Annotated in this window: 25 protein-coding genes and 1 pseudogene; 4 read left to right on the top strand and 22 right to left on the bottom strand. The window is 33.7% G+C overall.

What is annotated here, in order from left to right:
- Position 1: 1 nt before the first annotated feature.
- Positions 2–550: a stage V sporulation protein T gene (gene spoVT / locus F7O84_RS16230; RefSeq protein ID WP_151147676.1), complete on the bottom strand. Its 549-nt coding sequence runs from the start codon at positions 548–550 to the stop codon at positions 2–4.
- 146 nt (positions 551–696) lie between these two features.
- Complete coding sequence (locus F7O84_RS16225) at positions 697–2,151, bottom strand: nicotinate phosphoribosyltransferase (protein ID WP_151147673.1); 1,455 nt, start codon at positions 2,149–2,151, stop codon at positions 697–699.
- Between the two features lie 274 nt (positions 2,152–2,425).
- Here F7O84_RS16225 and F7O84_RS16220 point away from each other — a divergent pair, with 274 nt between their 5' ends.
- Complete coding sequence (locus tag F7O84_RS16220; RefSeq protein WP_151147670.1) at positions 2,426–3,058, top strand: HAD family hydrolase; 633 nt, start codon at positions 2,426–2,428, stop codon at positions 3,056–3,058.
- On the opposite strand, the gene F7O84_RS16215 is transcribed toward F7O84_RS16220, so the two are convergent.
- The 13 genes from F7O84_RS16215 to F7O84_RS16155 all read right to left on the bottom strand — a co-directional run bounded on the left by F7O84_RS16215 (position 3,055) and on the right by F7O84_RS16155 (position 16,451).
- A complete protein-coding gene (locus tag F7O84_RS16215; protein ID WP_192451797.1) occupies positions 3,055–5,028 on the bottom strand; it encodes an ABC transporter permease in 1,974 nt (657 codons plus the stop codon). The genes F7O84_RS16220 and F7O84_RS16215 overlap by 4 nt on opposite strands.
- Entirely contained in the window at positions 5,021–5,788 is a 768-nt protein-coding gene (locus F7O84_RS16210) for an ABC transporter ATP-binding protein (RefSeq protein WP_151147664.1), read from the bottom strand. Before F7O84_RS16210 ends, F7O84_RS16215 begins: the two co-directional genes overlap by 8 nt.
- A 152-nt stretch (positions 5,789–5,940) precedes the next feature.
- Complete coding sequence (locus F7O84_RS16205; protein ID WP_151147661.1) at positions 5,941–6,924, bottom strand: sensor histidine kinase; 984 nt, start codon at positions 6,922–6,924, stop codon at positions 5,941–5,943.
- Between the two features lie 129 nt (positions 6,925–7,053).
- Positions 7,054–7,728: a response regulator transcription factor gene (locus F7O84_RS16200; protein WP_151147659.1), complete on the bottom strand. Its 675-nt coding sequence runs from the start codon at positions 7,726–7,728 to the stop codon at positions 7,054–7,056.
- A gap of 446 nt (positions 7,729–8,174) precedes the next feature.
- Positions 8,175–8,555 (bottom strand): Ig-like domain-containing protein, encoded by a 381-nt coding sequence (locus tag F7O84_RS16195; protein WP_151147656.1) that lies wholly within the window; start codon positions 8,553–8,555, stop codon positions 8,175–8,177.
- Positions 8,556–8,637: 82 nt separating this feature from the next.
- A complete protein-coding gene (locus F7O84_RS16190; protein WP_151147653.1) occupies positions 8,638–9,072 on the bottom strand; it encodes a beta-barrel domain-containing protein in 435 nt (144 codons plus the stop codon).
- On the bottom strand, positions 9,069–9,365 hold the full coding sequence (locus F7O84_RS19110; RefSeq protein ID WP_151147650.1) for a hypothetical protein: 297 nt from the start codon (positions 9,363–9,365) through the stop codon (positions 9,069–9,071). Before F7O84_RS19110 ends, F7O84_RS16190 begins: the two co-directional genes overlap by 4 nt.
- Before the next feature lie 408 nt (positions 9,366–9,773).
- On the bottom strand, positions 9,774–11,051 hold the full coding sequence (locus F7O84_RS16180; protein WP_151142848.1) for an IS110 family RNA-guided transposase: 1,278 nt from the start codon (positions 11,049–11,051) through the stop codon (positions 9,774–9,776).
- A 489-nt stretch (positions 11,052–11,540) separates the two neighbouring features.
- Positions 11,541–12,005: a hypothetical protein gene (locus F7O84_RS16175; protein WP_151147647.1), complete on the bottom strand. Its 465-nt coding sequence runs from the start codon at positions 12,003–12,005 to the stop codon at positions 11,541–11,543.
- Between the two features lie 106 nt (positions 12,006–12,111).
- Positions 12,112–12,576: a hypothetical protein gene (locus tag F7O84_RS16170; RefSeq protein WP_151147644.1), complete on the bottom strand. Its 465-nt coding sequence runs from the start codon at positions 12,574–12,576 to the stop codon at positions 12,112–12,114.
- Between the two features lie 474 nt (positions 12,577–13,050).
- Entirely contained in the window at positions 13,051–13,446 is a 396-nt protein-coding gene (locus tag F7O84_RS16165) for a hypothetical protein (RefSeq protein WP_151147641.1), read from the bottom strand.
- A gap of 425 nt (positions 13,447–13,871) precedes the next feature.
- Positions 13,872–15,149 (bottom strand): IS110 family RNA-guided transposase, encoded by a 1,278-nt coding sequence (locus F7O84_RS16160; RefSeq protein WP_151142848.1) that lies wholly within the window; start codon positions 15,147–15,149, stop codon positions 13,872–13,874.
- A 528-nt stretch (positions 15,150–15,677) separates the two neighbouring features.
- Positions 15,678–16,451, bottom strand: a complete 774-nt coding sequence (locus F7O84_RS16155) for an ABC transporter ATP-binding protein (RefSeq protein WP_320411232.1) — start codon at positions 16,449–16,451, stop codon at positions 15,678–15,680.
- Between the two features lie 50 nt (positions 16,452–16,501).
- Between F7O84_RS16155 and F7O84_RS19435 the strand changes: the two are divergent.
- Positions 16,502–16,951 (top strand): annotated as a pseudogene (locus tag F7O84_RS19435) (transposase).
- Positions 16,952–17,228: 277 nt separating this feature from the next.
- Here the strand turns inward: F7O84_RS19435 and F7O84_RS16145 are convergent.
- The 7 genes from F7O84_RS16145 to F7O84_RS16115 all read right to left on the bottom strand — a co-directional run bounded on the left by F7O84_RS16145 (position 17,229) and on the right by F7O84_RS16115 (position 24,729).
- Positions 17,229–19,238 (bottom strand): Ig-like domain-containing protein, encoded by a 2,010-nt coding sequence (locus F7O84_RS16145; RefSeq protein ID WP_151147632.1) that lies wholly within the window; start codon positions 19,236–19,238, stop codon positions 17,229–17,231.
- Positions 19,239–19,256: 18 nt separating this feature from the next.
- The gene (locus F7O84_RS16140) at positions 19,257–20,387 is read right to left on the bottom strand and encodes an HlyD family secretion protein (protein ID WP_151147629.1); all 1,131 of its coding nucleotides are present in this window, start codon (positions 20,385–20,387) and stop codon (positions 19,257–19,259) included.
- Positions 20,380–20,850: a hypothetical protein gene (locus F7O84_RS16135; protein ID WP_151147627.1), complete on the bottom strand. Its 471-nt coding sequence runs from the start codon at positions 20,848–20,850 to the stop codon at positions 20,380–20,382. Before F7O84_RS16135 ends, F7O84_RS16140 begins: the two co-directional genes overlap by 8 nt.
- Positions 20,851–20,960: 110 nt before the next feature.
- The gene (locus F7O84_RS16130) at positions 20,961–21,161 is read right to left on the bottom strand and encodes a hypothetical protein (RefSeq protein ID WP_151147625.1); all 201 of its coding nucleotides are present in this window, start codon (positions 21,159–21,161) and stop codon (positions 20,961–20,963) included.
- 8 nt (positions 21,162–21,169) lie between these two features.
- Entirely contained in the window at positions 21,170–21,556 is a 387-nt protein-coding gene (locus F7O84_RS16125; RefSeq protein ID WP_151147622.1) for a hypothetical protein, read from the bottom strand.
- A gap of 100 nt (positions 21,557–21,656) precedes the next feature.
- A complete protein-coding gene (locus tag F7O84_RS16120; RefSeq protein WP_151147619.1) occupies positions 21,657–23,891 on the bottom strand; it encodes a peptidase domain-containing ABC transporter in 2,235 nt (744 codons plus the stop codon).
- A gap of 136 nt (positions 23,892–24,027) precedes the next feature.
- The gene (locus F7O84_RS16115) at positions 24,028–24,729 is read right to left on the bottom strand and encodes a LytR/AlgR family response regulator transcription factor (RefSeq protein WP_151147616.1); all 702 of its coding nucleotides are present in this window, start codon (positions 24,727–24,729) and stop codon (positions 24,028–24,030) included.
- 206 nt (positions 24,730–24,935) lie between these two features.
- Here F7O84_RS16115 and F7O84_RS16110 point away from each other — a divergent pair, with 206 nt between their 5' ends.
- Positions 24,936–25,382 carry a GatB/YqeY domain-containing protein gene (locus F7O84_RS16110; RefSeq protein WP_151147613.1) on the top strand — a complete coding sequence of 149 codons (447 nt, stop codon included), beginning with the start codon at positions 24,936–24,938 and terminating at the stop codon, positions 25,380–25,382.
- A gap of 98 nt (positions 25,383–25,480) precedes the next feature.
- Positions 25,481–26,119: an undecaprenyl diphosphate synthase family protein gene (locus F7O84_RS16105; protein ID WP_151147610.1), complete on the top strand. Its 639-nt coding sequence runs from the start codon at positions 25,481–25,483 to the stop codon at positions 26,117–26,119.
- Positions 26,120–26,138 lie beyond the last annotated feature (19 nt).

Here is a 26,138-nt window from a genome sequence, read left to right as displayed (position 1 = left end):
TTTAACTTTCCATCTGTCTTCCTAGAAAACCAGCAGCTGAAATCGCAAGTTTTTGCTCTGCTTTTTCCGTCTTTCCACTCTTATCCTTACAAAGAATAATAACAGCTCCTATCGCATCTCCTTCGCATAGAATTGGAGCGATTACCTCTGAAGCAAATTCTTCCATTTCTTCGTCTATTACATTAATATATTGTTTGTCTCCCACTGCAACTGCTAGTGTTTCTCTATCGTTTATTACTTCATCTAATTTTTTACTGATATTCTTGCCCATAAAATCTTTTTTACTTCCGCCTGATACTGCTATGATTTGATCTCGATCAGAGATGCAAACCACATGTCCACACGTTTGAGCCAAAACCTCTGCATATTGTTTAGCAAAAAGACTCAATTCTCCTATCGGCGAATATTTTTTTAATATAATTTCACCTTCGCGGTCAGTGAAAATCTCCAACGGATCTCCTTCACGAATACGAAGCGTTCGTCTAATTTCTTTTGGTATTACTACACGTCCTAAGTCATCTATTCGTCTTACAATTCCAGTTGCTTTCATAATAATTCCTCCATTTAATGTAATAGTAACTTTTAACTTTGATACTATTATTTGTTAAATGAAGGATTTAATACATAATTATAGTAATTATTTTTACATATTTCTCTAAGAAAAATAAGCTACAATGGAATCGAATTCCTTCACCCTTAGTCTGCCTGACTCATTTGATCTAACAGTTCAGACTTCATCTTATAGAGTCGGTCTGACAAATCCACATATACCTTATGCGGATTAATTAGTCTTTTGGTTTCATCCCACAAGGTATCTAGTTCTTTTGCACAATAGCTACGAATATCCATTACCTTCGGAGATTCGTACACACACTCACCAGCTTGAAAGATAGGAACTAACATTTCTCTTAGCGTGTATGTGCCAGCCTTAAGTTTTGTCTTTTTCCAGGTTTCGATTGGATCAAATATCATTAAGTCTTTTTCTTCATCAAAGGTATCATCCACTAATGAAATCAAGTCTGCTTTGATTTTACCCGTTTCTTTATCGTAAATACGATAAATCGTCTTATTACCAGGATTTGTAATCTTTTCTGTATTCTCAGATAGCTTAATTTTAGGAATAAACTCGCCTTTTTCATTCATAATTGCAGCTAATTTATATACGCCACCAAATGCAGGGCAATCTTTGGATGTAATAAGATTTGTTCCAACTCCCCAGGAAGAGATGGCAGCTCGTTGGGTTTTTAAACTATCAATCAAGTACTCATCCAAATCACTAGAAGCAGATATGATAGCCTCATAATACCCAGCATCATCAAGCATCTTTCTTGCCTTTTTAGATAAATACGCCAAATCTCCACTGTCCATACGAATACCAAAGTAAGGCATTGGAATATTATTCGCTCTCATTTCATCAAATATCTTGATTGCATTTGGAACTCCTGATTTAAGCGTATCATAGGTATCCACTAAGAGCATACATTTCTCTGGATACAGCTTTGCATATGCTTTAAATGCGCTATATTCATCAGGAAAACTCATAATCCAGCTATGTGCATGAGTACCAAGAACAGGTACGTCAAATAACTGACCAGCTAACACATTCGAAGTCCCTATACATCCTCCAATGACTGCCGCTCTTGCACCATAAATTCCCGCATCAGGACCTTGTGCACGTCGAAGTCCAAACTCCATAATACCATCACCCTTTGCTGCATAAACAACTCTAGCTGCCTTAGTAGCAATCAGACTTTGGTGGTTGATTATATTAAGTATCGCTGTTTCTATTAATTGTGCTTCCATAATAGGCGCTACCACTTTAACAAGTGGTTCTCTCGGAAAGACCACGCTTCCTTCTGGTACTGCAAATATATCTCCTGTAAATCGGAAATCTTTTAAATATGCTAAAAAGTCCTCATCAAAGATGGAAAGGCTTCTTAAATAATCAATGTCTTCCATTGAAAAGTGCAGGTTTTTTACATAATCAATTACTTGTTCTAATCCTGCTACAATTGCATATCCATTATCCGATGGATTCGTTCTGTAAAAAGCATCAAAAATAACGGTTTCTGTCTTGTTGTTCTTAAAATACCCCTGCATCATTGTCAGCTCATACAAATCTGTCAACAACGTCAAATTCATTGTACTCATTATATTCTCCTTTGTTAGTCCCGTGCTACTTAATCGAAAAGGGTTCTAAAAAGTATCATCTTAATATGACTAATTTCTCCAAATTTTATAAACGTTTTTATTATATCATAACTTTTTGAGATTACACAAGAAAATAACTGACCATTTGCAAAACCTTGATTTTATGTTAGTATGTGTAGTATCTAATGTTTACATTACGAAACCTATGTATTAATTTTTTATAATTTTAAGAATTGAAAGAAAGGATACATGCCTTTGGGTATGGTATGATTATATGAAAGCAATTATTTTTGATTTAGATGGCACATTGTGGGATTCCACGGAAGCAGTAGCCAAAGCATGGAATCAGGCAATAAAAGAAACCACCAACCTTTCCATGACAGTAAGTCCCACGCAGCTAAAAGGGCTATTTGGAAAGCCGCTTAAAGACATTGTAGATGCAATTTTTCCTATGTTTAATCAAGAAGAAAAAGACAAAATAGAGCAAAATTTATATCATTACGAACATGAATTTTTAAGCCAATATGACTGTCCCCTTTATGAAGGTGTGCCTAACGTCTTGTCCGCCTTATCAAAACAACATCCGTTATTTATCGTAAGTAACTGCCAGGCTGGTTATATTGAACTTTTCCTTGAAAAGACTGGCTTAGGTGACTATATTACAGACTTTACCTGCCCTGGTGAAACAGGTCTTTTAAAGGGAGATAACATCAAGCTTATTATGAAACGAAATCATTTGGATTCGGCAATCTATGTTGGAGATACCCAAGGAGATGCCGATGCTTGCAAGATAGCACAAGTGCCAATGATACATGCAAGCTACGGCTTTGGGTCAGTAAAAGAACCTGATTATGTGATTTCAAAGTTTAGCGATTTATTAAATTTTGATTTCTCACATACGAACTAGAACTTAACTATTTTGAAATAGGTTTTTGCTGTCAGCTTATACACTATAATGTAAATGACAGCAAAAACAGCTGAAGTTGCACCAATACATTTAAAAATCAAACTAATATCTACCAGATAAAAGGCTGTCATCATAGATTTAATTATATTGGAAGCTGCACTAAGATGAACCAGTGCCATAATCAGTGGCATAAAAAAGACAATAATAATCTGCCTGTTAATTGCCTGCTTTACCATAGAAGCATCCATTCCTACCTTTTGCAAAATAACAAACCGTTCTCTGTCATCATAGCCTTCCGTTACCTGCTTAAAATAAATGATTAGTATAGTTATTGTAAGAAAGATGATGATGAAAAATACTCCAATAAATATGATACCACCATACGTAGCATAGGCCTCCACCCGATCGGTATCAATATTAGATACCAGTGTGCTTGAATCAGCTTTATTAAGAATTTCAGAGCTAAACAATACTCTGTCATTTTCCTCCCCCTCATAATTTATATACTGCAAATCCACCAGTTTTGTCTCATCATATGGATTTTCATAGACTAAATTCGTAAAATCCACTGCTTCTTGACTTGTATTAAAAACTACATATATTGTTTGTTTTAAATTTCTATATTTTCCAGTTAGCAAAGGAGATTCTTCCATAATCGAAGCTACTTCATAAAATTTTCCCTCTGCATATAAACCATTTTGATAAACTGAAATGTCATCCAATGATGCCAGAGCTACTTGACCATTTTCAAGTGAAAGTGATGTATTACAAACTCGATTGTACTCATCTTGACTCATTGCGATAAGATTATATATGTTCTTATTATCTAAGCTTAAGATTGCCTCCTTGTTACGATCTATTTTCGTTATTGTGTTATCTATTTTAAGAAAAGCACCTTGAATTGCCTCAAATTCAAAGTAATCTTGCAAGGTGATACGATACTGCTTCGCCATTTCACTTAGCACTTCTTTGGAAAACAAATCTGCTTGCGCCTCAATCGTCATATCAAATGGGTGAAGTTCTCTCATAATCGTTTCCTGTCCTGCATAAAGGGAGGCACAGCCAGAAGCAGTCACAATTGCCATTGTGCTAAGGATACAAATATTTGCAAGTCCCACAGCATTTTGCTTCATACGATAAATCAGACTAGAAGTAGAAATAAAATTTTTAGTCTTATAATAAAAGCTTTTATTTTTCTTTAAAATCTTTAATAGCACAATACTGCCAGACATAAACAAAAAATAGGTTGCTACTATAACTGCTAAAACAGCTGGAAAGAAAACTCCAATGGCTTGCATATAGTTATCTAAGGTATTGGCTTTATAGTAAGCCCAGCCAAGAAGAAGCAATCCAATTATAGTAAATAAAATCGTTCCCTTTAATTTCTTTTCTCCATATTTTTCGCGGTGCAATAAATCAATGGTTTTATTCCTTAAAATAATAATACTATTTAGAATAAAACAAATAAAAAATAAAATACCATAAAGAATCATTGTCATCCAATAAGGTTTTAGACTTATAATAAAACTGGAATCCGTTGTGGTATGGCAAATTTTTAAAAGAATTAGAAAGGAGAGTTTTCCTAAAATGGTTCCAAGCACCAATCCAATCAATACAGCACCAAAGAAAATAATACTATTTTCAATTAACATAACATAAATGATATGTTTTTTTTCTAAGCCCAATATATTATATACACCAAATTCTTTTAATCTTTTTTTAATTAAAAAGCTGTTGATATATATCACAAAAATAAAGGTGATTATGGTAATCAATCGATTTGCTATGGTAAAACACATTTTTAGCCAAGCGCTAGAGGGAATATCTTTTAGTCCATCATTATAAAGCATGGCTATCACTAAATAATACATAATTGTTATTACTATAATTGCAATCACATAGGGAAGATTAATCTCTTTGTTTTTCTTTATATTGGTGATTGCTAATTTTGCATATAAATTTTTATCCAATGTCAACACCTCCATCTGACAGAACCGACAAATTTGAAACGATTCTCTGGAAGAACTCATTTCGACTCTCTTCTCCACGATAAATCTGGCTAAATAATTCTCCATCCCTAATAAACAGCACTCTTTTTGCATGGCTAGCCGCCTGTGCACTATGCGTAACCATTAATATGGTTTGCCCACTTTCATTGATCTGATTAAAAATATGGAGTAGATTACTTGATGACTTCGTATCAAGCGCTCCTGTTGGCTCATCTGCTAGTAGTATTTTGGGATTGGTAATAATGGCTCTTGCCACTGCGCAGCGTTGCTTTTGACCTCCTGAAACCTCATATGGGTATTTTTCCAAGATATCGTCAATGCCAAGTGAGGATGCAATGCCTTTTAACCTTTCCTCCATCTCTTTATGATGGGTTCTCGATAACACCAGTGGTAGAAAAATATTGTCTTTTAACGAAAAGGTATCAAGCAAATTAAAATCCTGAAAAACAAATCCTAAATTATGTCTTCGAAAGCTTGCTAGCTCTGTGTCTTTGATTTTAATCATGCTTTTTCCCTGTAGTAAGATTTCGCCACTTGTTGGTTTATCAAGGGATGCCAATATATTAAGTAAGGTGGTTTTACCTGAACCAGATGGCCCCATAATAGCAACATATTCTCCTTCTTCTATTGTAAAGTTTACATTTGTTAATGCTACGCATTGCTGCGCTCCTAAGCGTGTGTGATATACTTTTTTTATGTTTTTAACCTCTAATAATTCCATTTGTTTTCCTCCATGTTATGATTAATACTTCAATTTCTATTAGTTAATCCCAAATCTATTGTAAGAATCTGTAAACAAATAATAACAAAAAAAGAAATGTGCTACCATAATCTTAGCTTACATTTCTTTTTTCAATCTTACATTTTTGTCACCTATTGATAATTTTTAATAAAAATGTGTACCTTTGTGCCTTTCCCCATCAATGATTCAATTGTAATCTGATGGTTTAATGCCAAAGATACTTTCTTTACCAAGTAAAGTCCAATTCCACTGGCTTTTTTATCCAATCTGCCGTTAAAGCCAGTGTATCCTTTTTCAAATACACGTTTGATATCCTCTTTCTTAATTCCAATCCCTGTGTCCTCGATTGTAAGATAGGTTCCCTCTGGCTCTTGTCTTGCATAGATTTGTATGATACCCTTTTGTGTATATTTGATTGCATTGGAAAGTACTTGTTCCAATATAAATGCAAACCATTTACTATCTGTAGTAACTATAGCATCGCAATCTGATACATTTACTCCTAGTCCTTTATGAATAAAAAAATCAGAATATTTTCGTACACTTTGGTGAATCATCTCTTTGAGCGAATACTGATGTATGACAAGATCCGATTCGATGTTTCCAATCTTTATAAATTGCAAAGCCAACTCGACATATTGTTCAATCTTAAACAATTCCAACTCAAGAGTTGCCTTTTGCGGTATCTCCTCCATATTTTGCAAAACAAAATGCATCGCTGATATAGGCGTCTTAATCTGATGAATCCAAAGAGTATAATATTCAACGTTTTCTTTTGTCTGCTTATCAATTTCATATATGGTATCACCAATTTCTTGATATAATTCATGAATAATCTTCGTATAATTTTCTTCAATTGGATTATCTGCCTTGGGCATACTTTTTCTGTCTATACTTAAATTATGCTGATGATTCATCAGTCCCTTATACTTTTTTATAAAATGAATATAATCAAAAATAAGGAAAGTAAATATAACAAAGAGATATAGCAACACACTGTAAGCTATATCTATGGTTTTGATATTAAATAAATACTCACATAATGAAAATACAATTACTGCAACTATGACACACAAAAATAGTTTTCTTTGATATTTTACATAAGCTTTTATCATAAACTATAAATCCTATTCTATTTTTACTAAACAACGCAAATACTCCAATGACTTTTTTCCAAATAAATCAGTATGAGTTGTTTTATGAAACGACTGCCAAATGTACAAAAATCACACGGAAAATACAATTTAATTATGCACAATATATCCCAGACCTTTTTTTGTTTCTATAAATCCATTAAGACCCTTGCCTTCTAGCTTTCGCCTTAGACGATTCATATTCACCGTTAAGGTATTATCGTCAATGAAGCTATCATTATCCCATAGTTTTTTCATAATACGTTCTCTTGAAACTACTTCATTTTTATTCTTCATTAAAATCTCTAGTATACGAAATTCATTTTTAGTAAGTTCTATTTTTTCATCCTGATAGTACAAAGACGCATCGTTTAAGTCAAGTACCGCGCCTTTATGTTCTAATTGATTCGTTTGTGGTCTGTAATCATATGTTCGTCTTAAAAGGGCTTGTACCTTTGCAACCAATACTTCCATAGGAAAAGGCTTTGTAATGTAATCATCGCCTCCCATGTTAATCGCCATAACAATATCCATATTTTCAGAATGAGAAGACAAAAATATGATTGGAATCTTAGATATTTTTCTAATTTCACTACACCAATAGTAGCCATTGTAAAAAGGCAAAGAAATATCCATTAAAACAATTTGCGGTTTTACTTGGTGAAACTGCTTCATTACATTGGATAAATCCTTAACTCCTACCGCACTAAATCCCCATCTGGTGAGGCTTTCTATCAATGCGCTTTCTATAATTTTATCATCTTCTACGATTAAGATTTGATACATATGACTCTCCCCAAAAATGTATTTTCTTTAGGATATCATTGCATAGAGGTTGTGTCAAATTTTAATGTTTTTACTATATTTATCCCAAATAATATGAAATAATAAATTAGGAATTAGTACAATTAAAAAATCTACAATAGGATTCATATTTACAATAGCAATTGTAAAGCAACATAAAAATGTTATCAAACACAATATTACATAGTATTTTTTACCGGCTCTATTCATATTTTCCTTCTTTCTTCTGCTTTTCTCGTTTCTAAGTTTGTTTAAATTCTTTACCATATATCAATATTTGGATATAAGATATCACAACAATGTTTATCAAATAAATCCTATCCATGACGCCCAATATCTGTTTATGGTTGAAGATTAAAATGATATCGAAAACGAAAAGTATCGATTTGAATACTAATGCTTATTTCTATGTCCGTTACTTCTGTTTGTTATACTGTTAAGGAAAATTCATTTTGAATGGAACCGCATGTTGCTGTAATTTGTGTTGTACCTTTTGAAATAGCAGTAATTCTCCCCATACCATTTATGGTTGCTACTCCTTGGTCACTTGATTGGTATATAACTGTTTGGTCTGTCACATTTGTTGGTAATACCGTAACAGATAAAAGTTGCTTCTCTCCTACAAGCATTTCACTTTGATAATCCCCCAAATCAATTTCTGTCGGATTGATAATTTCTTCTTTTACTGTATTTTGATTGTCTTGTGCTTTTGCTTGTGTTTCACTTTGTGCGGCATACCCCGTTGTACCGTTGATAAACATAATAATAAGCAAACACAAAACAATTGCCTTACACTTTATTTTTTTCATACTCCATCACCCATTATATTTTTACCTTCACTCTATAAAGTATCTGATTTAATTTAACATTTAATTACCTAAATACAAATCGTTATCTTGTCAATACTCCCAAGCCTTCCAATACATAATTAAAATAGGTTACTTTATCATATTGTATTCTAGCTTCTGCTGTTAAACCATTGCTAAGATTTACTTTCTCTCCTGATTTGCTAACTAAGTAGGTATAATCTGGTTCAATTTTTATCTTAAAATAAGCACTTGTTTCCCCTGATTCACTATTTTCTGCTGTGGACAAATCACTATCCATCTGTGTTACTTTTCCAGAGATTGTCCCATATACACTTTGTGTTAATCCAGCGATTGCAATATCTGTCTTATCTCCTATCTTGATTCTTGCGGCATCATCGGCTGATACATTTGCTTGAATCATATAGGTGTCATTTTCAGTTGAAATACTTGCTAGTGCTTGTGTGGCTTGCACTAAGTAGTCTTTCATTTTCTCTACTCTTAACTCATAATTTTTCATTTCATCTTCTTGGACTTCTTTTTATTAAAGTATAAATTAAAACTACTAAATAATATTTTTTCTACTCCCCAAAATGCATATATGCTGTAACACAATACACATATTATAGTATTAGACTGTACTAAAAAATACCTACTTAAAATGTTGATATGGGGTAATATAATTAATACTCCACCTATTAAGATTTCTAATATCTTTAATACTTTTTCAATATCATTATATCTATCTGCACGAACTTTAATATTTCTAAAAATTATACTATTTTGTATTACTGCTACTACAATTCCTCCCATAATTATCTTAGTTTTTCTCTTGTTAACTCGCTTTTTCTTACTTTTTCATTTTTTTATAGAATAGCTTTCTTAGTCTATGTCATTCCCCATGGCCTTAAATCATGGATATATGGATGTTTGGGGTTCACTTAATAAGACATCGTCCTATTTCGCTATGATTGGCCCTTCTATCTCCCCATGTCCTTACGGCAGCCTAACCTCCCATGTCATACTGGATCACCTTTACTTCAGGGTCCTGAATTCCTTCGTTCTGCTTATCCATAAAGGGGCGTCATGATGCTCCTACGCTGAGTCTGTGCTCTGATGGAAAAAAATCTGACTTCGGCTCTCTATGTTTTATTTGTATCTTTCTTGCTGTTTTCTTCAGCGCCTTTCGGCGGACGTCTTCCTGAATGCTACAGTTTCTTCTTATGCTGCTACTGACTGTCTGTGTATATCAGACATCATCTTTTGTGCATCATACGACACTCCTTTGGTCAAAATAGCATAGAAGATTCGGATCAGCTTACAGCTGATGGCTATCACTGATTGTTTCTTTTTCAATGGATTATTCGCTCTGGTTGTATAATACTCATGCAATGCACGAAACTCTGGATTTGTAGCTATCAGTGGGATTGCCGCATTGAACAGTACAGCTCGTAACTTACTTCGACCTCGTTTACTTATGGTCGTCTGTCCTTTATGCTTTCCCGAACTATTTTCCCTTAATGAGAGTCCTGCCAGCTTTTGTATCTGTCGTGGTGATTCGAAACGTCTCGCATCACCTACCTCAGCCAGAAATCCAGCAACAGTGATAATTCCTATACCTTTGATGGCAAGCATCTGCTCGCTTTCGGGTATCTTTTTGCACAGGCTTTCTATTTCATCCATAACGGATTCAAGCTGTGCCTTTTTGTAATCATAATCCTGAAGCAGTAGTTTCATTTCATACTCAGCAGCCGAAGATCCTTTCTTTAAGCCTATGCTTCGCTTTGCTGTTTCACACAGGGTCGTTGCCCTTTTCATTCCAACAGCTCTCAGCTTTGCATCACGCCAGATTTGATTTATTTTCTCGGCTCCGAGTTCCACGATTGCTTCCGGTGTACAAACTGTTTTCAGCAGTAACATACTGCTTTGTGATTCATAGTCTCCGAATACATCACTGTATTCCGGAAAATATATGGCAAACCATCTGGCAAATCTGTTTTTGATCTGGGTAAGTTCCCTGATCAGTCTCTTCCGATTGGATGCCATAATTCGTAAATCTGCATACACACCATCCGGCGTATATGGTGCTGAATATCTTCCCTCAATAACGAGTTTTGCTATTACCTTGGGATCCTTGTTGTCGTTTTTACTTTGGCTGTTGTCATCCAGTTCCTTGGTCTGCTTTACCGCATAAGGGTTAACCATAACCAGGAGGAGGCTTTCATCTTCAAGATAAGCGCCAAGGTCAAACCAGTAATGACCTGTTGGTTCGATACCTACAATAACATCTGATTTTTTATTCTTGTCCTGTATCCACCTCATCCAGTTCTTGAAGCTTTCAAAACCTTCTCTGCTGTTGCTAAATTTAAAGACCTTCCCTAATTCGATGCCTCGCCAGTCAAAAGCTCTGGCGTATTGTGTTGTACTTCCGATATCAATTCCAACTACCAAAGTTGATTCTTTTACTTGATTGATTTTCTGATTTTGTTTACAATTCATTTGTGAGTGTCTCCTTTGAACGATGATTATTTAACCTGCCAGTTAACAATCATTATTCTATGGGTGACGCTCATTTTTTGCAAACCTGTCATTTGTTACTTAACAGGAATGCTCCTATAAGTATAAATGATATGTAAGGATGTATTTTAACTATAATTAACATGATAGTAACCATAGTTCCAAATAGTAATATTGCAATATCCATATAAATTTTCTTAATTCCTATTTCTTTTAAAAATTTGTTATAATCTCCGACCGCGAAATTTATAGGTATTAAAATTGATATCAAACAGCTTCCTTGCAATGTAAAATAATCCATGCATATTTTCCTCTCAATATGTATATTAATATCCCCCTATACAATAGAATTCCAGATTATAGAGTACTTTATATGGGGTTTATTAGATTCTTACAAAATCTTAAACATTTTCACTATTAGATATTAACATATCCATTTCCCGGATTAGAATCTCTATTGTCAATAGCAATTCATTTGCCTTCTCTCTCATACTTTATGATTTGTATATACGCTATTACTATAATACTTACGAAATAAACCTTATCCAATGATAACAAAAGACTCTTATCAGAATATATTAATACTATGTCGTATATTAAAAAAACTAAAATAGAAATAAAAATTGTTCTTTTGATAGCTTGGAATGACTTTGTTTTTTTTAGTAAATTTAATTCCTCTGTCAAATCTAATTCTGCAATCTTTTTTGCATGTAACATATAAGAAAAAAAGTAATATAAGGAGCTTGAAATTAATATAACAAATGCTGTTGAATAGATTTGCTTATTCACAAAATAATAAACCAATGACATAAACACATTAAAACTAATCCAAACTAAGATATGGCGCCTCACTTTTAAAGAATTGGACACAAATACCTTTTGATAATAGGGTAAAAGTAAAAATACTCCTATACTAATCCAAATAATTATATCCATATACTCGCTCCTCTACTCTCTAGCATCATCTATATTAGCCTTTCTCAATGAGATTGCCTTTTACATATCAAATCATATGTATTCTAACACAAGAACCTAAGTTTACTTAATCTGCTCTTTCCATAAAAACGTCTGCTATAATAAAATCATCTTGCTGGTCAACAAATACTGTATAGCTGTCACCTTTTAATTGTATATCTTCTTCAAAGGCTATTAAGTTAATTTTATCATATGCAAATTTAAGATTACTTTCTTCTCCTTGGAAACGTGCATACATGCAATTTTTCACACGAATTAAGGATTCCATCTGGTATGGTGGTTCTATATTATGTATAAAATTATTTGATTGAAGAAGTAATTTTATTTCCATGTCTAGTTCTCCACTTCCATTTACAAATACATTGGTATGTTGTATTAATGGGCCTACTGGCATAGCACCTTTTGCTTTTATATAGTTTTGAATTTTTCCTACTTCTAGTTGAAATTTTTCTATTTCATCATCTTGAAGCTTCTTTATCATTACATTGCTTAGCTTTAATGTTTTATTAATTTGAACATTAATTTTACTCATTACACTTACCTTTATCCGCCATCTGACTAATTAATATTGTTAACTGCTTTCACATGAATACCCCTTATAATCCAATTCACTTTTACAACATTAATACTTTTATTTGGTTTATAAGGGATACTCCTACTTAATTTAGATATTTATTATTTAATTCTTTATCTTTTCAAATAATCAAAATCTTAAACACTTACTAACTTCTTTTTTTGTATCTAAATATTCCTCCTACTGAAAAGAATAAACATAACATATAAAAATACTCAAGACTATTAATTTTCATTAAATTTATATATATAAGTCCACCTGCCCCAATTAGCATAAATACTATGTGGAATGTTATTAAAGAATACTGTTTTTTTACTACAATTTTCTCTAATAAGATATATATAACAAATAACAAAAATGAAATACTATAATTTAACATTCTTATGAGCCTTTCTTATACCACTTTAAATTATAACCAAATACTGTATAATATTAAACTCTCCACTTTCCATCAGCTTTTCCATCTAGACCATCAACATATTTATCAAAAAGTGTTCCTACAAAATCACCCCCAACACACACTGCAAGTCCAGTCATAAATTTACTTGCCATAGCATTTCCTACTTTAATTCCAAGTACTCCTATTCCTTTAACAATAGATTTAACAAGTGCTTTTCTAAGCGCCATAGATCCTAGCACAGTTCTTAATCCAGCTACAGAGATTCCACCTCCCAAAGCTGTTACTCCAGCTGTAATAGCTGCACCCACAACATATCTAAATACATTTCTTGTTATTGTCAATCCACCTTCTACATAAGTCATCTCTTCTTCACTCATCAAAGCACAACCACTTGGCATTACCAATTTCCCATCATAAGTCATTTCCATGTTTCTTTTCCTCCCATAATTATCTTAGTTTTTCTCTTGTTAACTCGCTTTTTCTTACTTTTTCATTTTTTTATAGAATAGCTTTCTTAGTCTATGTCATTCCCCATGGCCTTAAATCATGGATATATGGATGTTTGGGGTTCACTTAATAAGACATCGTCCTATTTCGCTATGATTGGCCCTTCTATCTCCCCATGTCCTTACGGCAGCCTAACCTCCCATGTCATACTGGATCACCTTTACTTCAGGGTCCTGAATTCCTTCGTTCTGCTTATCCATAAAGGGGCGTCATGATGCTCCTACGCTGAGTCTGTGCTCTGATGGAAAAAAATCTGACTTCGGCTCTCTATGTTTTATTTGTATCTTTCTTGCTGTTTTCTTCAGCGCCTTTCGGCGGACGTCTTCCTGAATGCTACAGTTTCTTCTTATGCTGCTACTGACTGTCTGTGTATATCAGACATCATCTTTTGTGCATCATACGACACTCCTTTGGTCAAAATAGCATAGAAGATTCGGATCAGCTTACAGCTGATGGCTATCACTGATTGTTTCTTTTTCAATGGATTATTCGCTCTGGTTGTATAATACTCATGCAATGCACGAAACTCTGGATTTGTAGCTATCAGTGGGATTGCCGCATTGAACAGTACAGCTCGTAACTTACTTCGACCTCGTTTACTTATGGTCGTCTGTCCTTTATGCTTTCCCGAACTATTTTCCCTTAATGAGAGTCCTGCCAGCTTTTGTATCTGTCGTGGTGATTCGAAACGTCTCGCATCACCTACCTCAGCCAGAAATCCAGCAACAGTGATAATTCCTATACCTTTGATGGCAAGCATCTGCTCGCTTTCGGGTATCTTTTTGCACAGGCTTTCTATTTCATCCATAACGGATTCAAGCTGTGCCTTTTTGTAATCATAATCCTGAAGCAGTAGTTTCATTTCATACTCAGCAGCCGAAGATCCTTTCTTTAAGCCTATGCTTCGCTTTGCTGTTTCACACAGGGTCGTTGCCCTTTTCATTCCAACAGCTCTCAGCTTTGCATCACGCCAGATTTGATTTATTTTCTCGGCTCCGAGTTCCACGATTGCTTCCGGTGTACAAACTGTTTTCAGCAGTAACATACTGCTTTGTGATTCATAGTCTCCGAATACATCACTGTATTCCGGAAAATATATGGCAAACCATCTGGCAAATCTGTTTTTGATCTGGGTAAGTTCCCTGATCAGTCTCTTCCGATTGGATGCCATAATTCGTAAATCTGCATACACACCATCCGGCGTATATGGTGCTGAATATCTTCCCTCAATAACGAGTTTTGCTATTACCTTGGGATCCTTGTTGTCGTTTTTACTTTGGCTGTTGTCATCCAGTTCCTTGGTCTGCTTTACCGCATAAGGGTTAACCATAACCAGGAGGAGGCTTTCATCTTCAAGATAAGCGCCAAGGTCAAACCAGTAATGACCTGTTGGTTCGATACCTACAATAACATCTGATTTTTTATTCTTGTCCTGTATCCACCTCATCCAGTTCTTGAAGCTTTCAAAACCTTCTCTGCTGTTGCTAAATTTAAAGACCTTCCCTAATTCGATGCCTCGCCAGTCAAAAGCTCTGGCGTATTGTGTTGTACTTCCGATATCAATTCCAACTACCAAAGTTGATTCTTTTACTTGATTGATTTTCTGATTTTGTTTACAATTCATTTGTGAGTGTCTCCTTTGAACGATGATTATTTAACCTGCCAGTTAACAATCATTATTCTATGGGTGACGCTCATTTTTTGCAAACCTGTCATTTGTTACTTAACAGGAATGCTCCTTATATTTCATTATTTGTAGTTCCCTCATAATTGTTTGCAACCAATTACAAGCTATCTATTTAAACATTAATGCTTAAACCAAAATTATCAAGTATAACTTATCTTACCTTAAAATATTTCTTGTTCCATTAATTACTATCATTTTTCCTAACTGCAAAAAAGAAGTTATTAAACATACAAACATACCCATGCAAAAAATGTATTCTAAAATATCTGGAACTATTTGTTTTATTATTAGTAAAATTAACATCACTAATATCATAATAAGTTCTACAAAGAATCCTATCCACATTAATTTTTTTCATTCTATCTAACACCTTTGCTTACCTTTTTTATTACAAACTATTCTTTTTCATTTTCCTCTACCTCATCATTTTTTTATGTTTTAGCTATAATACTCAAATTATGATTACTAGGTATAACTAAGTTCATCCTCATCATCAACTATTTCTTGTACTATCTCTTCTTCCTCTTCCCTTATTACAAAATTCCCTTGTTGCATTTCCCACAACCTATAATACTGACCTTGTTTTTCTAACAACTCTTCATGTGTTCCTTTTTCCACTACTTCACCATGATGTATTACAATAATTTCATCACAATTCTTTACCGTTGCCAGTCTGTGTGCAATAATCAACATTGATTTATTTCTAAATTTATTATAAATCATATCAAATATGATATTTTCTGTTGCAAAATCCAAATTACTTGTGCTTTCATCTAATATGTAAAATTCATTCTTTTTTAGAAACGCTCTTGCTAGTGCAATTCTTTGCTTTTCTCCACCGCTCAGTCCATTTCCAGCTTCTTCTAAATACGTATAATATTGCATTGGAAGCTTTTTAATAAAATCATGTGCATCTGCCGCTTTGGCAGCTTCTTTTACTTCATCTAACGTTGAATTTATTTTACTAACACGAATATTGTCATAAATACTCTTGGAAAATAGTTCTATGGTTTGTGGTACATAAGAAGTGGCTTTTCTAAGAGAGGTATTACTATATTCATTGATATCAACTCCGTCAATTAGCACTTCTCCTGCTTCTGGTTCATAATATTTTAAAAGTAATTTAGCAATGGTAGATTTTCCACTTCCACTCGCTCCTACTAATGCAACTTTCTTTCCTTTTTCAATTGAAAAACTAACATCTTTTAATACTGGTTTTCGATTTCCATATCGATTCAATCGGATCATCCAACAGATCTTTAACATTTGAATTACAACAAACAATTCGATTGATTCAAGCTGTTCAATCTGAAATTGACACGTTGGATAAACAAATCAAACTTGTCGTAGATGAGTTAAATACTCCGCTTATAACCATTCCTGGTATTGGATATACCATTGCTGCCATCATTCTTGCTGAAATCGGTGATATAAACAACTTCTCATCACCTGCAAAACTTTTAGCATTTGCAGGAATGGAACCTTCTACTTACTAATCTGGAAAATACAATGCATCCAAAACACCTATGGTTAAGAGAGGCTCTACATATTTGCGTTGGGCAATAATGCAAGCTGCCCGTTTGGTTTCTATGCGAGATTCCACTTTTGCCACTTACATGGCCAAGAAGCGATCTGAAGGTAAACACTTTAATGTCGCACAAAGTCACGTAGGCAAGAAATTAATCCGCGTAATCTATTCACTATTGAAAAATAACACAGCATTTGTCCCACAAATGTAACCAATAAATATCCTTTTTTTGAAGGCAACTCACGTTGCCTTATTTGTCATACACTTTTTTATCTATAAGAAAAACTATAAAATGTTATCAATTTTTACTTGACTTCATATAGTTAGTCTCCTATATGTAATGAACTTTACCATAGAATAATCCTTATGAAGTATCATTGTAAATGTAATTACTAAAGGACTTTTACGCTAATCCATATTTATTTTCATAACTACTTGGTTTTGTAGTATTATAGGAAATTATTAGACACAAAAAATACGACTTATTGTTACCAAAACCAATACTGCTTCTTTACTGCTATATATGTAATCGTAAGCCCTAACAATATAGCTACTACTAGGACAATTACAACTATACTTATTGAAATACTATTTATCTTCTCTTGCGTAATCATGTATTTACCATGCATATCAAGCTCGAATCTAATGATATCTTTTATTTTTAGTTGCTGAAACTTTTCTTTTGCTTCATTATAGATATATAAATATTTGAATCCACTTTCTTCAATTTCAAGAGTAAATTTTCCAGGTAAGTTCTTATTTTCATTTATAAAAAATTCAATGGCTTTGTCCTTTTTTTCAAAGTTAATTTGTGTTATTAATTCATTTTCATAATTTACAATATCTGTTCCTTTTAAGTGAATTGTATAGCCATCACCTGTAATTATAATTGTCTTTCCTGTTTCATAGAGTGCCTTTAATATATTTTTACTTAATACTCGACAGTTTTTTACTGTAAGCTCAATGTCATTTACATTACTTTCATCTCTTATAGCCTCAACAACTTCTGCTTCTACACCACTTAATGTCTGATTGGTGCTACTCACCACTTGTTTGGTTGCATTTTCTATCATAGTTTGGTCAGCCGTTCCACTTTCATTCACTATAACGGTTGCCGCAACACTCAAATCCCCATTGGATACAATGACCGAAGTCGTTCCAATGCTTTTTGCTTGTACTGTTCCATTCGATGTAATGGTAGCAATGTCTTTATCTACCACTTCATAAGTCATGGACTGAACTGCATCGGTTGGCAGTGCGCTTGCCTTCAATGTAAATTCTTCCATTGGCTTAAGCACCACATAGTTATTATTTAATTCAATCTTTGTAGTTGCAACTTTCACAGTGATTGGAATTTCTTTTGTTATTTCTCCAGCTTTTACTGTAATAATTACATTTCCCTTTGCAATTGCTTTAACTTCACCACTTGATAGTACGGTTGCAATCCCTGTATTACTAGAAGAGTAGGTAATGGTTGTATCTGTGGCATTAGAGGGCATTACCGTTGCAGTAATTGTCTGTGTTTTATCTACTATCATTTCTTCCTCATAATTACCTATTTCAATATCTGTTACTTCAATGTCATTCGTCTTCTTTACTGTCAAAGAAAAGCTATTAGACACCTCTCCACAGGATATTGTAATCTTTGTTTTTCCTACTGCAATTGCAGTAATTCTCCCTAATTCATTTACAGTTGCTACTTCTTCATTGCTTGACTTATAGGAAAGTGTTTGTTCTGTTGTATCCGTTGGAAGAACAGTAGCAGAAAGTAACTGCTTCTCGCCAATAGCCATGGTATCTTGATAGTCTCCTAAATCAATTTGCTTGGCTTTTACTTTTGCCTCTTCCTTTACAGTAAGTTTTATATCTTTCGAAATATTTCCAGCACTTGCAGTTATAGTTACCACACCTTTAGCGAGCGCCTTAATTTCACCTGTTGATAAAATGGTGGCTATACTAGTATCACTTGAAGAATATGTTACCGTCTGATTTGTTGCACTTGTAGGGAGAACCGTTGTTAAAAGTGTTTGCGTTTTCCCAATTTCCATTTCTAAATCATAATATCCTATCTCAATGTCAGTGACAGCAACCTCGCCAGAAATTACGCTTAAAGAAAAACCATTTTCAATATCGCCGCATTTTACTGTAATAGTTGTACTACCTTCTGAAATAGCGTTTATTCTTCCCATGCCATTAATTGTAGCAACCGTTTCATCACTTGATTGAAAGGTTAAAGTTTGATTTGTGGCATCACTAGGAAGGGGCGTAATTGATAGAAGCTGTTTCTCTCCTACTTTCATTTCTGTTTGATAATCCCCAAGATCTATTTCTGTTACCTTGATATCAGCTTGTGTTGCTTCAGCATCTGCTTCTTGTTTTGCTGTTGCTTGTACTAATGTCATTCCATTGAATAGGTAACATATTAATATTAATACTGCTATGAAACGCATAAAAATATTATTTAGCTTTCTTTTGGCTGTCTTCTTCCCTCTTATCATTTACTCCTACTCCATTTTTTATCTTGTTAAAACTCCTAGTCCCTCTAACACATAATTAAAATACGTGACTTTATCATATTGTATTCTAGCCTCTGTGATTAAACCGTTGCTAAGGTTTACCTTATCCCCAGATTTGCTCACTAGATAGGTATAATCTGGTTCAATCTGTATTTTAAAATAAGTTGTTGTCCCTTCTGAAGAACTACTTTCTGCTGTTGATAAATCACTGTCAATCTGCGTGACTTTCCCAGAAATGGTTCCATACACACTTTGTGTCAGACCCGATACTGCAATATCCGCCTTATCACCAACTCTGATTCTAGCCGCATCTTCTGCTGAGATATTAGCTTGTATCATATACTTATCATTTTCCGATGATATACTTGCCAACGCCTGAGTTGCTTGCACTACCATGCCTGCTTTGTATTCACTCAACATATGTATGGTTCCTGTTGTACTAGCCTTGATACTGTATTGTTCTTGCCCTGTTCCAATGGCGTCTAGTTGTGCATTAATCGAATCTAGTTGTGCCTGACTTTGTAGAATAGCATCTTCTGCTGATTTAATTGCAGTATAATAGACTTCTGTAATTTTATTTTGGTTTTTAACTAGTTCTGCTTCTATTTGTTCATCTGTGTAACCATAATTTTGATAGGTAGTCGTATCTATTTCATTTTGTTTAACCTGACTTTTGTATGCCTCATATTGGCTATAATATAGACTATCATCTTTATTGGACTGGTCAAAGTAATTGGTATCATCTTTAATCGAATTTACCAGTTTTTGATATTGAGCAATCTGCGTTTCATAGATATTTCTTTGTCCTTCTAACTGTTCGCCTTGTAGATCCAAGTCTCCACTTTTGATTTCAAATAAAATATCGCCTTCTTCTACTTTGGTTCCTTCACTAATATGTATAGCTGTAATCTCTCCTGTATAAGGTGACATGGCATAGTTTTTACTTGTGCTTTGTACGATTCCACTGGATTTGATTATGTAAATCTTAGGCGTTTTCATACTCCAAAAAACTACTGCTGATAAAAGTATAGTTATTGTTATAATAATCATATAGCCAAACGCAGGGATTTTTTTGTCATAGAGTAGTCGACTGTCTTTTAGCTGTTCCATTGTTTTTATCTGTTTAATCATAGTCGGCTCTCTCCATGAATACATCTGCTATGATTTGGTCATCCTGCTGATCAACAAATATAGTGTAGCTGTCACCTTTTAGAGGAATATCTTCTTCAAAAGCAGTAAGATTAATTTTATCATAGGCGAATTTTAACTTGTTTTCTTCTCCCTGGTATCTAACATACATACAGTTTTTTACACAAATTACACGTTCCATTTGGTATGGTGGCTGCACATTCTTTATATAATAATTTGATTGTAGGAGTAGTTTGATTTCTATGTCTAATTCTCCATTTTCATTTACAAATGTACTAACATATTGAATTAGAGGACCAATTGATACAGCACCACTTATTTTTAAGTAATTTTGCATCTGCTCTATGTTGATATTAAAATTATTTGATTTATCTACTTGAATTGCCATACCTAATACATTAGATAGTTTAAGCACTTTATTTTTATTTAGTATTATCTTGTTCATTAATTTTATCCTTCTTAAGATTAATTTATAAACATTCACATTTATTTCTCAGTAATATTAAATTGTTGTACATAGTTCTTAAATACCATGTACAACAATCAAGCTAATTATTAATTTTTATTTTTTAATATAAATAATCCAACTATAATTCCTAATATAATCATAAAAATCCCAAAAAATATACTAAACATTTTTACTATAGTGATATTATCTATTCCCATCGTATATATCGAAATCAAACTATTGCCTGAAATAATGACTCCAATTACTACTGTAATAATGGCTAACATTATTCTTACTGTTTTATTCATATCTATACCTAACTAAACTTAATAGTTAAAAATGCTTTAAGCCCTGATAACTTTTCAGTATATTTTACTTTTTTACTGCTTTTTCTTAAGTCATATATAGAGTCCGCTGCGGCATAATAAGTATCAGCCCACTGCCCAAATACGGCAGAACTAAGTGCAAATCCTATAACTGCAGTAACAATGCCTGCTATCGCCGATCCTGCTGTAGCCCCCCCTACAAGTAACCAAGCAGCATCTCCACTTTCCGTTAACTCTTTATAAGCTACCTTTCCTGTTTGAGAAAAACTTTTTTTATAAAAAACACCTAAGCCTCCTTCAACATAAGTCATTTCCTGCTCATCCATCATCACACAACCACTTGGCATTACCAATGCCCCATCATAAGTCATTTCCATCTTTCATTTCCTCCTTATTTTCCATCCTAATTATTAGTTTCTCCTATAATTGTTTGCAACCAATTACAGATATATTTAAACATATATGCTTAAAACTACATCATGCATAGCTCATAACATCTTCTTCTGCTAAATCCTCTGTCACTGCAATTTCTTTTTCCTCTTCTTTTATCACGAAATTACCTTGTTGCATTTCCCAAAGTTTAAAGTAATGCCCTTCTTGTCTTAGCAACTCCTCATGGGTTCCTTGTTCCACAACTTCTCCCTGATCAATCACAAGAATTTCATCACAATTTTTTACCGTTGCCAGTCTGTGTGCAATAATTAACATAGATTTGTTCCTAAATTTATTGTAAATCATATCAAAGATAATATTTTCTGTGGCAAAGTCCAGATTACTCGTACTTTCATCCAATATGTAGAACTCATTCTTTTTTAAAAAAGCTCTTGCAAGTGCAATTCTCTGCTTTTCTCCCCCGCTAAGACCATTACCTGCTTCTTCTAGATAGGTATAATATTGCATTGGAAGCTTTCTAATAAAATCATGGGCATCTGCTGCCTTAGCTGCCTCCTTTACCTCGTCCAGTGTGGAGTTCATTTTGCCGACTCTAATATTGTCGTAGATGCTTTTGGAAAACAGCTCAATGGATTGTGGTACATATGAAATTGCTCTTCGAAGAGAGTCATTGCTGTATTCGTTAATATCTACTCCGTCAATCAGGATTTCACCTGCTTCTGGTTCATAATATTTTAATAATAGTTTCGCTATTGTAGACTTTCCACTACCACTTGCCCCTACCAATGCAACTTTTTTCCCTTTTGGAATGGTAAAACTAATTTCTTTTAATACAGGTTTTCGATTTCCATAACGAAATGTTACCTTTTTGACTTCAATTGCACCTTCTATTGTTTCAATATCCTGATAGGCACCTGATTTTTCTGTTTCCTGTTCTTCTTCATAGTCCAAGATTTCTGTCATACGCTTCATGGATATGTTTGCCTCTTGAATCTGCAGTTGAAGCCCCACCAGCCTTGATACCGGATCCATAAAGTAACCAGATAACGTCATAAAAGACATCATCGCTCCCAAAGTGGTATGATTGTTAATTACTTGCATAATTCCAAAATACATTAATATTAAATTTCCTACTTGTGAAATAAGTCCTGAAATAGAACCTTGAATGTTAGAAAGCATCCCCTCATTTAAACCAATACGCAATGATTTGATATACTCCCTCTCAATCCCCTCAAGCTCTGTTTCCTCATTCGCATTTCCTTTTACCGTTTCCACGGCTCTAAGTCCCTCAATAATCTGCGAATTTAATATGGCTGACTGCTGCATCTGCTCTTCATTTATTTTCTTATACGGTTGTTTGAAGATAAAGACTAGCAAAATACTAACAATCGTCATAAACAAGATAATGACAAATAATTCTGTATTCATTCGAAATAGAATGACTCCTGTCACTAACGCCATTGCAATATCCATTATCAACGTTAATGCAATATTTGTAAAAATATCTTTTATCGTAAAGGCATCTGAAAATCTAGTGATAATATCGCCCGTTTTTCTTGTAGCAAAAAACTTCATCGGCAATTTGTATATATGTTCAAAGTATCCCAGCATCAAAGGAATATCAATCTTTTGCGATAAATAAATCATCATCCATTGTCTGATAAAACCAATTACTATCTGTGTCACAGATAACAGTGCAAACACTAATAAAAGCATTAACAGTGTATTCTTTAACTTATAAGGAAGAATTTCATCCATTAATATCTTGTTAAATAATGAGGATACAATCCCTAAAGCCGTTAAAAGTATTGACGCGATGATAGAATAAACAAATAGTTTTTTCTGTGGTAGCAAAAGCTTGACATATCTTTGAAACAACTTTTCATTTTTTAATTTTCCTGATGTAAATCTCTCATTTGGTTTTATAATAAGTAGCGCACCCGTAAAGTTTTTATAGAACTCATCAATTTCTATTCGAATTAAATCCTTCGCTGGGTCGCCAAGAACTACATATTTGTCCGTTATTTTAAAGATAACTACAAAGTGACTTAGCCCTTCTTTGGTCACAACATTCGCAATTGCTGGAAGTGTATATTTACTTAAGAATCCTTCCTTGTCCACACGAACTGCCTGTGAAGCAAAGCCAAGCTCATCTGCACACTTGCTAAGTCCGATCAGATTCGTTCCCTTCAGGTCTGTCCCCATCTTATCTCTTAGTCTTGTAATTGTAGTTTCCTTCTTATAATGTAAACATATCATTGCCAAACAAGCTGCTGCACAATCGGTTGCATCTTGTTGTTTTACATAGGTATATCTCATGTTAGCTCCTTATGAATGATTTAAACTTTTAAGTTTTACTCCTCTAACTTAACATACCAAAATCTGACTATATTTGCAAGCAAAAAGCCGTGAACGGTTGTTTAAAACCGTAAACGGCTATTCTAATAGTTATACTTTATCTGTCATGCTTTTTAAACTCTTTAAGAAATTGTTCTACCTCTCTTTTTCGTCTTCTGGAAACTCTAAATTCACAATTATCTATGTATAAAATTCCATCTTTATATTCTGTTATAAATAACCCATTTACCATTTGTTTGCGATTGATCTGAATGAATATTCTTTTATCTAGTATGTTAGTAAGGCTTTTCAAAGAAATATCACGTCGTAGCTTTCTGCCACTCACAACAAACTCAGTACTACTATCATAGGCTTCTATATAATAAATTTCATTTTGTCTAACTTCCATAATCCTTCGATTTTCATATAATTTAATTAACTCTTTCCCAAGCGCAGTCAGTTTTAATGCCTGCAAAGCTTCTTCTAACATTCCTATCTTTATTGGTTTCTCAATAAATCGAAAAACATTGATGTGAAATGCCTCTTTCCTTCTTCCTGAAGCACTCATAATAATTATTTTACATGCTTTGTTTTTCTCCCTGATCCACTTTTCTATTTCGTATCCGTCAAAATCAGGTAAGACTATATCTAAGAAAATAAGGTCAAACCTTTCGACCTCTGAAATCAATTCTTTTCCCAATGAATAAATAACTACTTCATATTCTATTTCATGTTTATTCATAAAGTAGCATATCGCCTCCTGCAACAGATAATGAACATATTTATCATCATCACATATTGCAATCATCATTTTTTTCATAGCTGTATTACAACTCCTTATCTAAATTATGTTAATCTCCCCGCCCATTTTAGACATAGGTCGCAAAAATGGTTAAATCGAATTATAATATACATTTTGTTTTATGTAAATTAAATTTTAAATAATTTATTAATCTTCACGCCTTCTTTACAAATCAAAATAATCATTTTATAATTTATTAAGACAAACAAAATGGAGGTAATACAATGAGTAAAATTGATGAAGTAAGAGCAGCTATGGTTGCGGCAATGAAAGCAGGAGATAAAGAGCGAAAAGAATCTCTTTCCTTATTATTATCTGCTTTAAAAAATAAGGCAATTGATAAAAGAAGTGATTTAACAGAAGAAGAAGAAAATGAAGTAATCTTAAAAGAAGTAAAACAAACAAAAGAAACCTTAGAGCTAACCCCTGCTGATCGTACTGATATTATAGATGAATGTAAAAAACGTATCGCTGTATTAGAAGAGTTTGCACCTAAAATGATGAGTGAAGATGAAATCAAAGCAGTGGTAAACGAAGTGCTTACTACTCTTGGAATTGATACACCAACTGCGAAGGATAAAGGTAAGATTATGAAAGAGTTAATGCCAAAAGTAAAGGGCATTGCAGATGGTAAACTTGTAAATGAGGTAGTTGGCGCACTTATGCAATAGGAAAACAAAGAATCTTTTTTCGTTTAATAAAACAGAACTTGGAAATACTATACATACAAAACGTTATGTATAGTATTTTTTAGATTGGAGCATTCAGAATGAGACTACCTTCCCATATAGCAATTATACCAGATGGCAATCGACGTTGGGCATTGGGGCATGAATTAAAGAAAACTGATGGCTACGAGCATGGACTATCTCCTGGTCTATCTGTATTTCGACTGGCAAAACAATACGGTATTTCAGAAATTACTTATTATGGTTTCACCGTTGATAATTGCAAACGACCCCCAGAACAACTAAAGGCTTTTAGTCATGCATGCGTAGAAGCGGTAAAGCTAATTGCTAACGAGGGGTGTTCACTTTTAGTGATTGGTAATACAAAGTCAAAATGTTTTCCTAAAGAATTAATTCCGTATACCTCTAGAACCGACATAGCTGGTGGAGGCATGAAAGTTAATTTTCTTGTAAACTATGGCTGGGAGTGGGACTTATCTGGTATAGGAGAAAAAAAAGAAAATAGTAAGCTCCAAAATGTGATTCACTCTCACAATATCTCAAGAATTGATCTAATTATACGTTGGGGCGGTATGCGACGCTTGTCTGGATTACTCCCTATACAATCTGTTTATTCTGATTTTTATATTGTGGATGCTTTATGGCCTGATTTTAAAGAAGAACAGTTTTGTGAAGCTCTCAATTGGTATGAGAAACAAGATGTAACCCTCGGTGGATGATTCTGATACGGTTTGTATA

This window comes from Candidatus Galacturonatibacter soehngenii (genome assembly GCF_008830185.1).
Taxonomy (GTDB): Bacteria; Bacillota; Clostridia; order Lachnospirales; family Lachnospiraceae; genus Lachnotalea; species Lachnotalea soehngenii.
This window is presented reverse-complemented; position numbering and strand designations above follow the sequence as displayed.